The sequence below is a fragment of the Streptomyces beijiangensis genome, assembly GCF_017315755.1.
In the GTDB taxonomy this organism is placed as follows: domain Bacteria; phylum Actinomycetota; class Actinomycetes; order Streptomycetales; family Streptomycetaceae; genus Streptomyces; species Streptomyces beijiangensis.
Genome location: NZ_JAFLRJ010000976.1, coordinates 1 through 217, shown reverse-complemented (window position 1 = coordinate 217; position 217 = coordinate 1). Strand labels below are relative to the sequence as shown.

General features: G+C 69.1%; 1 protein-coding gene. It reads left to right on the top strand.

Going from position 1 to position 217, the window contains the following annotated elements; all coding sequences use genetic code 11:
• A partial coding sequence (locus tag J0695_RS40160; RefSeq protein ID WP_206969755.1) for an aldo/keto reductase occupies nt 1-217 on the top strand: 217 nt, incomplete at both ends.

The following is a 217-nucleotide window of genomic DNA, read 5'->3' as shown; positions in this document are numbered from 1 at the left end:
CACGCTCATCGACACCGCCGAGATCTACGGGCCCTACACCAACGAGGACCTGCTGGGCCGGGCGCTGAAGGGGCGTCGGGACCAGGTGGTGCTGGCCACGAAGTTCGGCCTGGTCTCCCACAACGGCGGCGGCGCATGGAACCTGGACTCCGGCCCGGCCAACATCCGTACCGCCGTCGAAGGCTCCCTGAAGCGGCTGGGCACCGACCACATCGAC